8 protein-coding genes are annotated in these 8,729 nt (G+C 64.3%); all 8 read left to right on the forward strand.

Annotated elements, in window-relative coordinates:
- Positions 1-170 precede the first annotated feature (170 nt).
- Positions 171-932 carry a hypothetical protein gene (locus ACE3SS_RS13765; RefSeq protein ID WP_374594882.1) on the forward strand — a complete coding sequence of 254 codons (762 nt, stop codon included), beginning with the start codon at positions 171-173 and terminating at the stop codon, positions 930-932.
- A complete protein-coding gene (locus ACE3SS_RS13770) occupies positions 929-1,324 on the forward strand; it encodes a hypothetical protein (RefSeq protein ID WP_374594884.1) in 396 nt (131 codons plus the stop codon). Before ACE3SS_RS13765 ends, ACE3SS_RS13770 begins: the two co-directional genes overlap by 4 nt.
- A 17-nt stretch (positions 1,325-1,341) precedes the next feature.
- Positions 1,342-3,297, forward strand: coding sequence for a hypothetical protein (locus ACE3SS_RS13775; RefSeq protein WP_374594886.1), 1,956 nt, complete (start codon positions 1,342-1,344; stop codon positions 3,295-3,297).
- The gene (locus ACE3SS_RS13780) at positions 3,290-3,511 is read left to right on the forward strand and encodes a hypothetical protein (RefSeq protein ID WP_374416973.1); all 222 of its coding nucleotides are present in this window, start codon (positions 3,290-3,292) and stop codon (positions 3,509-3,511) included. Before ACE3SS_RS13775 ends, ACE3SS_RS13780 begins: the two co-directional genes overlap by 8 nt.
- 79 nt (positions 3,512-3,590) lie before the next feature.
- Positions 3,591-3,896, forward strand: coding sequence for a DUF6127 family protein (locus ACE3SS_RS13785; protein ID WP_374416975.1), 306 nt, complete (start codon positions 3,591-3,593; stop codon positions 3,894-3,896).
- On the forward strand, positions 3,893-4,369 hold the full coding sequence (locus ACE3SS_RS13790; RefSeq protein ID WP_374416976.1) for a hypothetical protein: 477 nt from the start codon (positions 3,893-3,895) through the stop codon (positions 4,367-4,369). Before ACE3SS_RS13785 ends, ACE3SS_RS13790 begins: the two co-directional genes overlap by 4 nt.
- The gene (locus tag ACE3SS_RS13795; protein WP_374416978.1) at positions 4,366-4,866 is read left to right on the forward strand and encodes a lysozyme; all 501 of its coding nucleotides are present in this window, start codon (positions 4,366-4,368) and stop codon (positions 4,864-4,866) included. The genes ACE3SS_RS13790 and ACE3SS_RS13795 overlap by 4 nt, the downstream gene beginning before the upstream one ends.
- Positions 4,867-5,188: 322 nt before the next feature.
- The coding region (locus ACE3SS_RS13800; protein WP_374594889.1) for a type I polyketide synthase at positions 5,189-8,729 on the forward strand (3,541 nt) is incomplete at its 3' end.

Below are 8,729 nucleotides of genomic sequence, written 5' to 3' on the forward strand. Positions count from 1 at the left end.
CGCAGATTTGAAAGTGAACAGGAAAGTCAATGAAATCAACGATCTACCAACACCACCTCCGCGCCAGTGCTAGCTTTTCGTACCGTCACTTATTGCACTGAAAACGAGGAGACCCCCTGTCAGGCGACTTCGTGCTGGCGGGCCTCGTGATGCACGTCAGCCGAGGGCTGGTGTTCTACAAGACCCTCGGCGACAGCAACAGCTATTTTCTGGATCAGGAGTCCAACGGCGCAATCTACCAGTACGCCAATGGCAGTGGCGGTCAGGTGGGCAGCGGGCCCGCGTGGGGCGCGCCCAAGTTCATGGCGCTGGTCGTCAGCCCGGCCAGTGCGCGCGTTTACATCAACGACGACTGGGCGGGCGCGGCTTTCGCGCGCTCGTGGGTGGCAGACAGCGTGGGCGGCATCGGCTACTACGCCGACGGCAACGAATACAACATCGGCGGCAGCGAGCGCTTCTTCGCCGCCGGGTTGTGGTCGGGTGTCGCAAGCCTTGCTGACGTGCGCGCGCTCGAATCCGCCTGCCGTGCCGCGCTCGCGGGCCCGCCGGTCGGCGTGCATTCCGCTGCCTTGGCCCGCTGGCACAGCCCGAACACTGAACTGTGGAGCCAGCCAGGCAGCTACCCGCCCCGGGTTCGAGCTGTGGCCAGTGCGCGCCGAGACATTTATTTCGGCGGCAACGGCCAGATCACCGGCACCGTCAAGGAGAAGGGGCAGCCCGACCAACCCCTCGTTCGCCAAGTTCTGCTCTACAGCGAAAACACCCACACCCTGGTGGCGAGCACGTGGTCTCGGGCTGACGGCACCTACCGATTCGAGCGCATCGACCCTCAACAGCGCTACACGGTGATCAGCACGGACTACCGACAGATGTACCGCGCAGTGATCGCGGACAACCTCAGGCCGCTCATTCCAGAGGACTTGATGCCATGACCGTCGCCATCACGCAGGAACACAACGAGGCGCGGCTTGCGGGCACGCTGTCCTTCCTCGATGCGGGAACCAACCCGGCGCGGCTGCGCATCTACGGCGGCACACGCCCACCCAGTCCGACGGCGACGCCCACCAGTGCGATGCTGGTGGAGATCGCGCTCACCAAACCCGCAGGAACGATTGCGGGCGGGCTGCTGACGCTGACCCAGCAGGAGGACGGCCTGATCGCTGCCACCGGCATCGCCACCTGGGCGCGGCTGGTCAACGGCAATGAGGTGACGGCGCTCGACCTGGATTGCAGCGGCACCGATGGTGCGGGCGACGTGAAGCTCGCTAGCACCAACCTCTATCTGGGCGGCGACGCCCGGATGGTGTCGGCCATCCTGGGCTGAAGTGTCGGGGGTGAACGATGCCTGTGAACTCTGGGCAAAACGTCGACCTGCTGTACGAGCGACCCGCCGCCACCGACGCCGATTTAGTTTTCGGCGCGGACTACGTGCCGCCGCGCAACGATGTGGTGGTGCAGGCCACGCTGCCGCTTCCGGTGGCCAGCGTCGCCTTCATTCCGCCCGCGCGGCTGGAGATGCAGGCCGAGCTGCCGGGCCTGACAGTCAGCACGCTCATCCTGCGCCCGAGCGTGCCGCTCAACATCGGCGTGGCCAGCCTGCCCGGCGTGGTGCTCACCGGCGAGGTGCGCTACGCCTCGCGCACGCAGCGCCCGACGGTGAGCCAAATGGCGCATGAGTGGCAGCAGGCCGTGCAGCACGAGGGCGGCGCAGCGCAGCGCCAGCAGGATGCGACGGCCACGCCCGCAGGCTGGGGTGCGGCGTGGCAGCGGGGGGCTGTGTCGGTGCACGGCATCGCGCACCGGTTGCCGCCGGTCTTGGTGGCAGCGCCGCTGCTGCGGCGTACTGGCCAGCAGCAGGCGAAGCGCTTGCACGGTGCAACCGGGTTCACCCGCGAGAACGCGACGCCCATCGCGCAGATTCGGACTGGCGTGTTCCAGTACGCCACCCGTTTGCGCGACGCCACGCGCTTCGCGCATCAGGACGGTGACCGCAGCAAGCGCGCCGGTCGGCTCGCCCTCTGGCAGAACGCCCGCCTGCTGAGGCAGCGCCAGGGTTCGGACTTCCAGAGCGCAAGCCGCCGACCGGTCGGCTGGCGCGGGCGGTACCAGGAAGCGATGCGGCCACCGCCCGGCATCAGCGTGTGGGTGATCCCCGAGCCGCCCGAGCCGCCGCGTTGCTACACGCCCAGTGGCCATCTGCTGTTCGCCGCGCTGGCTCCCGCCAGTGCCCATCTGCTGTTCTTCTGCGAAAACCACACCGACCCGCCAGATGGCGAGCCGGTGGTCGTTCCCGTTCGGAGGGTCTATTTCGTGATCAACAACGTAACCCTGCACCGGCTGCCCGATGGATTGCCCGTGCCGGTGTTCAATCTCTCGCTGTCGCTCGACGCCGCCTCCTGGACATGGGGCTTCGATGCGCTGCTGCCCGCTGCCGCTACAAGCCTCGTCGCCCCCAGCAGCAATGGCGGCCCGGTCGAACTGGTAGCCAGCGTCAACGGCACGCCGTTTCGCGTGCTGGCTGAGAGCATCAGCCGAGAGCGGGTGTTCGGCGACGCGAGCATCCGCATCTCGGGAAGAGGGCGCAACGCCGTGCTGGCTGCACCCTACTCGCCGGTGATGAACTTCCAGCAGCCGCAGGCGCGCACGGCGCGCCAGTTGATGGAGGACGTGCTTACGCTCAACGGCATCCCGTTGGGTTGGAGCATCGATTGGGGCCTGACCGACTGGAACGTCCCGGCCGGGGTGTTTACCCAACAGGGTACGTGGATGGAAGCCTTGGTTGCCATTGTCAGCGCGGCCGGGGGTTACCTGATCCCGCACCCGTCCGACCAGAGCATCCGCGTGTGCCACCGGTATCCGGTCGCACCGTGGGAGTGGAACGCCGTCACGCCAGACTTCGTGCTGCCCGTCGATGCGGTGGCCCGCGAGTCGCTGCGCTGGGTAGAGAAGCCCGGATACAACCGCGTGTTCGTGTCCGGTCAGGATGTCGGTGTGCTTGGGCAGGTGACCCGTGCCGGGACTGCCGGGGATGTGCTGGCCCCGATGGTGGTCGATGCGCTGATCACCGAAGCCGCTGCGGCGCGCCAGCGAGGCATCTCGGTTCTGGCCGATGCCGGGCAACAGATCGAGGTGAGCCTGCGTCTGCCGGTGCTGGCCGAGACAGGGATCATCGAGCCGGGTGCGTTCGTCGAGTTCCAGGACGGCAGTGTGACGAGGCTGGGCATCGTGCGCTCGACGCAAGTCGAGGCAGGAATGCCGGAGGTCTGGCAGACCTTGGGGGTGCAGAGCCATGCATAACCTCTACGAGCAGTTCCGCCAACTTATCCCTGATCCGCCATTACTGGCGGGCACGGTGGTGGGCGTCGGCTCCGGCGTCGTGACCGTCGCCTTACCCGGCGGCGGCTTGATCCGCGCACGCGGCAGCGCTGCCATCGGCCAGAAGGTATTCGTGCGTGATGACGTCATCGAAGGCGGCGCACCCAACTTGACGCTGGAAATCATCGAAATCTGAAGCCTATCTTCCTGATCACCCCTGAACCCGCCTTGGTGCCACGTGCATCAGGCGGGTTTCGCATTTCTGGAGACCTGCAATGACCGAACCCGAACAACAACCCGCCGCCCTTGTGGAAAACATGCTCCTGTTGCGCCGCGAGGACTTCGACGAACTTCTCGACCGTGCCGCCGAACGCGGTGCCGAGCGTTGCCTTGCCCATCTCGGGCTGGAGAACGGCAGCGCCGCGAAGGACATCCGTGAACTGCGCGATCTGCTCGAGGCTTGGCGCGACGCTCGCCGCACTGCCTGGCAGACCGTGATCAAGGTCGCCACCACTGGCATCCTCGCCATCCTTCTGGTAGGCGCAGCCATCAAGCTCAAGCTGATGGGGGGCTCGCAATGATCGAGACGCTGCTCGGTGGACTCTTGGGCGGTGCATTCCGGTTGGCGCCCGAGATCCTGAAATGGCTGGACCGCCAGGGCGAACGGGGCCACGAACTGGCGATGCAGGACAAAGCGCTGGAGTTCGAAAAGTTGCGCGGAGCCCAGCGCATGGCCGAGATTGGTGCTGCTTCCGATGCGGCCTGGAACGTGGGCGCTGTCGAGGCCTTGCGTGATGCGGTGGCGGCACAGGGCCAAAAATCGGGTGTCGGCTGGGCCGATGCCTTGTCGGTCAGCGTGCGGCCGGTGATCACCTACTGGTTCATGGCCTTGTACTGCGCCGCCAAGACGGCCGCTTTCGCGGCTGCGGTCACTGCTGGCGCTGGCTGGGGCACGGCCATCCTGCATGCCTGGACGGAGGCCGATCAGGCGCTGTGGGCGGGGGTGCTGAACTTCTGGTTCCTCGGTCGTGTTTTTGATCGGGCGCGGCCGTGATCGAAGTGCCACAGGCGGCCATTGGGCTGGCCAAGCGCTTCGAGGGGTTCCATCACGTGCCGAAGGCCGATCCTGGACGCGCGCATCCGTACATCTGCCCAGCAGGCTTCTGGACGATTGGCTATGGCCATCTCTGCGATCCGAAGCACCCGCCGATCACGGAGGCAGAAGCCGAGGTGTATCTGGCGCGCGACATCCAATTGGCACTCGCCGCCACACTGCGTTACTGCCCGGTGCTGGCCACCGAACCGGAGGGGCGGCTTGCAGCCATCGTGGATTTCACATTCAACCTTGGGGCGGGTCGGCTGCAGACGTCGACGTTGCGCCGTCGTATTAATCAGCGGGACTGGACGGGCACCGCACGGGAACTGCGACGTTGGGTCTACGGCGGCGGGAATGTGCAGCCAGGGCTTGTCGCACGGCGAGAGGCGGAGACATCACTCCTCTTCTGTGTCAGCCACCTCGGCTACACCGGCGCGCGCAGCTTGGGCAAGTAGCGCGGTGTGCCCAGATAGGCTACGCCAGCGGCTGCAGCAAACGAAAACCATAGACCCCGTCTTAATTGGCTTCCCTCTTGGGTGGCTGGTGAAGGCGGGGTCTTTTGTCGTTTGTGCGAACCAGCCAGCGCCTACCAGTAAACATTGTCGGTAAGCAATGGGGAAGGTATACTTGTCATAACAATTTTGAAGCAACGGCAGGGTGTTTGTGGCCTTTAGGGAGGCTGCGATGTACCCCCCCTCCCCCCCCGAATTCGGGCGCCTCAGATAGTTAGTTTTCTTGGCGTTGCGAGCGGGGGTTTTTACAGGAGGAGGCGGGTTGATGAATCAACTCAAAAAGGTTTTGCTTGACTTAGAAATAAATGGCTTGCCAGATGGTCATCCTGCGTCGGAAACGAATGCGCAGGCTGCGGTAGCCATGCCTGCATCTGACGAAAACAATATAAACGCCATTGCAATAACCGGTATTGCATTCCGTTTTCCTGGCGATCTTGCAGACGATACCAGTCTTTGGGAAGCGCTCAAGCAAAAGAAGGATCTGGTCACCCAGGTGCCCGGTGATCGCTGGGCCAGCAGCGAACTTCAGAGCACAAAACGGTCTGAACCGGGTCGCAGCATTACCTTTTCAGCGGGTATTCTTTCGCGTGTCGACGAATTCGACGCTGGATTCTTTGGCATTTCGCCGCGCGAGGCGGCGTGGCTCGATCCGCAGCAGCGATTACTGCTAGAGCTGTCCTGGGAGGCGCTGGAAAACGCTGGTGTGCCCCCTTCGCGTCTGGCTGGCACCGATTGCGCCGTGTATGTCGGCATCTCCAGTCTCGATTACGGTACGCGCGGGTTCGACGACCTTGCCGCGATGTCGTCGCACTCGATGACTGGCAACACGCTCAGTATTGCCGCCAACCGTCTTTCCTACGTTTTCGATTTGCACGGCCCGTCGCTCGCCGTCGATACAGCCTGCTCGTCCTCCTTGGTCGCGCTGCATCACGCCTGTCGTGCGTTGCAGGCTGGCGAGGCTAGCACTGCGCTCGTCGGCGGGATCAATTTATTGTTGCACCCCTATCCCTTCGTCGGTTTCACCAAGGCATCGATGCTGTCCGCCGATGGGCGTTGCAAGGCCTTCGATGCTGCTGGCAATGGTTATGTGCGCGCCGAGGGTGGGGCGGTGCTCCTCCTCAAGCCGCTGGCACAGGCAATCGCCGATGGCGACGATATCAAGGCGGTAATCCTTGCAACGGGTGTCAATGCTGACGGTGCGCGCAAGACGGGTATCACCATTCCCAGCCGAGACGGTCAGGCCGAGCTGATGAGAAACGTCCTGGCAAAAACCAATCTGTTTGCACAGGACATCGATTTTGTTGAGGCGCACGGTACAGGCACCATGGTGGGGGACCCCATTGAAACCGCCGCCATCGGGGCGGTGTATGGGCAAGGGCGGGAAACACCTCTACCCATCGGCTCGGTCAAGGCCAATCTTGGCCACATGGAGGCCGCCTCCGGCATGGCGGGTCTGGTGAAGTCGATCCTGGCATTGCAACATCGCGCACTGCCTCCGCAACTCCACCTCGAAACACCTAATCCGCACATCGATTTCGTCGGGCTCAATTTGCAGCCAGTCACCGACTATCGGCCGCTGGAAAAACAAACATCTCTGGTGGCTGGCGTCAACTCTTTCGGCTTTGGAGGCGCAAACGCGCACGTCCTGCTGCGCGAATATCGCCGGGAGGAGGAAAGAGCGTCTATCCCAGAGGTCTTGCCGCCGCTTTTCCTCTCCGCGCGTTCGGACGCGGCGCTGCGAGCCTTGGCTAGCCGCTATGCGAAACGGCTGAGGAACAGCTCGCCCGCGGATTACTACGATATCGCTTACGCCGCCGCGTACCGACGCGACCGCTTGGAAAAGCGCCTGGCACTCTATGCCAAGACACCGGACGAGGCGGCGGAAAAACTGGCTGTGTACACCCAAGACAACGCTCCGGATGGTCTGGTGCTCGAAGAACAACTGCCGCAATCGGGTGGCGTGGCCTTCATCTATTCTGGCAACGGCGCGCAGTGGGTGGGCATGGGCCTGCGCCTCATTGGCGAATCGCCGGCCTTTGCCGACATCCTGGCCGAGCTCGACGCCCGCATGCAGCCCATCGCCGGCTTTTCGCTGCTGGCCGAGTTGCAGGCCAACGGGGAAGCCTCCCGCCTCGACGATACCGTCGTTGCCCAGCCCTTGCTGTTTGCCATTCAGGTGGCCATCACCCGCCTGCTGAAAGCGCAGGGCATCGAGCCGCTGGCAGTGGCGGGCCATAGTGTGGGCGAAGTGGCTGCGGCCTGGGCCTGTGGCGCGCTCGATCTCGACGTGGCCATCCGGGTGATCGTTGCCCGCAGCCGCGCCCAAGGCGAGACACGCGGCACGGGCCGCATGGCCGCTGTCGGGCTCTCGGTGGAAGCCATGCAAGCTGTCATGGCGGAACTGGGAGAGGCGCTCGATATCACGATTGCCGGCATCAATAGCCCGAAGAACCTTACCCTTTCAGGCAGCCTGGCCGATCTGGAACGTGCCCAGTCGCATCTTGCGTCCAAAGGGGGCTTCTTCCGGCTGCTCGATCTCGACTACGCCTTCCACAGCCGGCAGATGGACCCGATCCGAGAGTCGCTGCTCGCTAGCCTGGCCGGGTTGGAAACCCGCGCTGCGGCAGGAACTGCCTTCGTCTCGACAGTCACCGGCGGCGAACTCGACGCCAATCAACTGGGTGCAGAGTACTGGTGGCACAACGTGCGCGAGCCCGTGCGGTTCTCCGAGGCCATCGCCACACTCGGTGAGCTTGGCTGCCGCAGCTTCATCGAAATCGGCCCGCATGCCATCCTGCAACGCTACATCAGCGAATGCCTCACGTCGATTGGCACGAAAGGGCGGGTGCTGCCCACCCTGCGCAAGGAGGCCGATGGTTGGAATACGCTCGTCGAGGCCGCCTTGCGTGCCCACCTTCTGGCCGACCAACCGAACCTGGGTGCCTATTTCCCCCAGCCAGGGCGTCGTGTTCAGTTGCCTAACTATCCCTGGCAGCGCGAGCGGCATTGGCACCCGCGCACCAGCGAAAGCCTCTTGGCCATCGAGCGGCGGCGCGTGCATCCGCTGTTGGGTTGGCGGATTCCCGAGGCAGCACATGCTTGGGAAAACACCCTCGATCCGACGGTCCTGCCCTGGCTCGCCGACCATCAGGTAGGGGGCGCCATCGTCTTCCCCGGCGCGGCCTATGCCGAAATGGCGCTGGCGGCCGCCCGTGAATGGCTGGGCGGAGAGGCGCTGGCGTTCGAAGAGATGGACATCGTCTCCCCCATGGTCTTCGACGGCGAGCACGCGCGACTGCTCCGTTTTGAGCTCAACGAGCGGGACGGCAGCTTCCAGATCAAGAGTCGGCAGCGCTTGAGCCAGGATGCGTGGACGCTCCATGCCGCCGGGCGGATTTTGCAGCTGGGTGTCGCCGCCCGGAGCGCCCGGATTGCGCCGCTGTCGACGGATAAGACCAAGGTCGATCAGGAAACCCACTACCGCCTGGCCGCCACACTGGGTCTCGATTACGGCCCGCGCTTTCAGGGTCTGCGCGAGGCCGTCGTCGACGATAACTGTCTGCAAGCCGAGCTGGAGCCTCCCGCCGAGCTGGTGCAAGACGACTACCTCCTCCATCCGGCCTTGCTCGATGTCTGCTACCAGTCGCTGGTCGATTTCTTCAGTACCGACATTGAGGCGGGCCAAGGCGTAGCCTTGCTGCCCGTCAAGACCGGCCGGCTCGAATACCACCGTGCAGGTAAACCCAGCCGATTCCGTGCCCGGCTCACCCGCCGCAGCGCGCGCTCCGTGTTGGCGGACTTCGAAC

Origin of the sequence: Aquabacterium sp., assembly GCF_041915145.1 — a bacterium.
Classification (GTDB): Bacteria; Pseudomonadota; Gammaproteobacteria; order Burkholderiales; family Burkholderiaceae_C; genus Aquabacterium.

Bases quoted from the DNA above. Each gene is read 5' to 3' on its own strand.
- ACE3SS_RS13775 (WP_374594886.1), top strand. From the start codon at position 1,342: ATGCCTGTGAACTCTGGGCAAAACGTCGACCTGCTGTACGAGCGACCC.
- ACE3SS_RS13790 (WP_374416976.1), top strand. From the start codon at position 3,893: ATGATCGAGACGCTGCTCGGTGGACTCTTGGGCGGTGCATTCCGGTTG.
- ACE3SS_RS13785 (WP_374416975.1), top strand. From the start codon at position 3,591: ATGACCGAACCCGAACAACAACCCGCCGCCCTTGTGGAAAACATGCTC.
- ACE3SS_RS13770 (WP_374594884.1), top strand. From the start codon at position 929: ATGACCGTCGCCATCACGCAGGAACACAACGAGGCGCGGCTTGCGGGC.
- ACE3SS_RS13780 (WP_374416973.1), top strand. From the start codon at position 3,290: ATGCATAACCTCTACGAGCAGTTCCGCCAACTTATCCCTGATCCGCCA.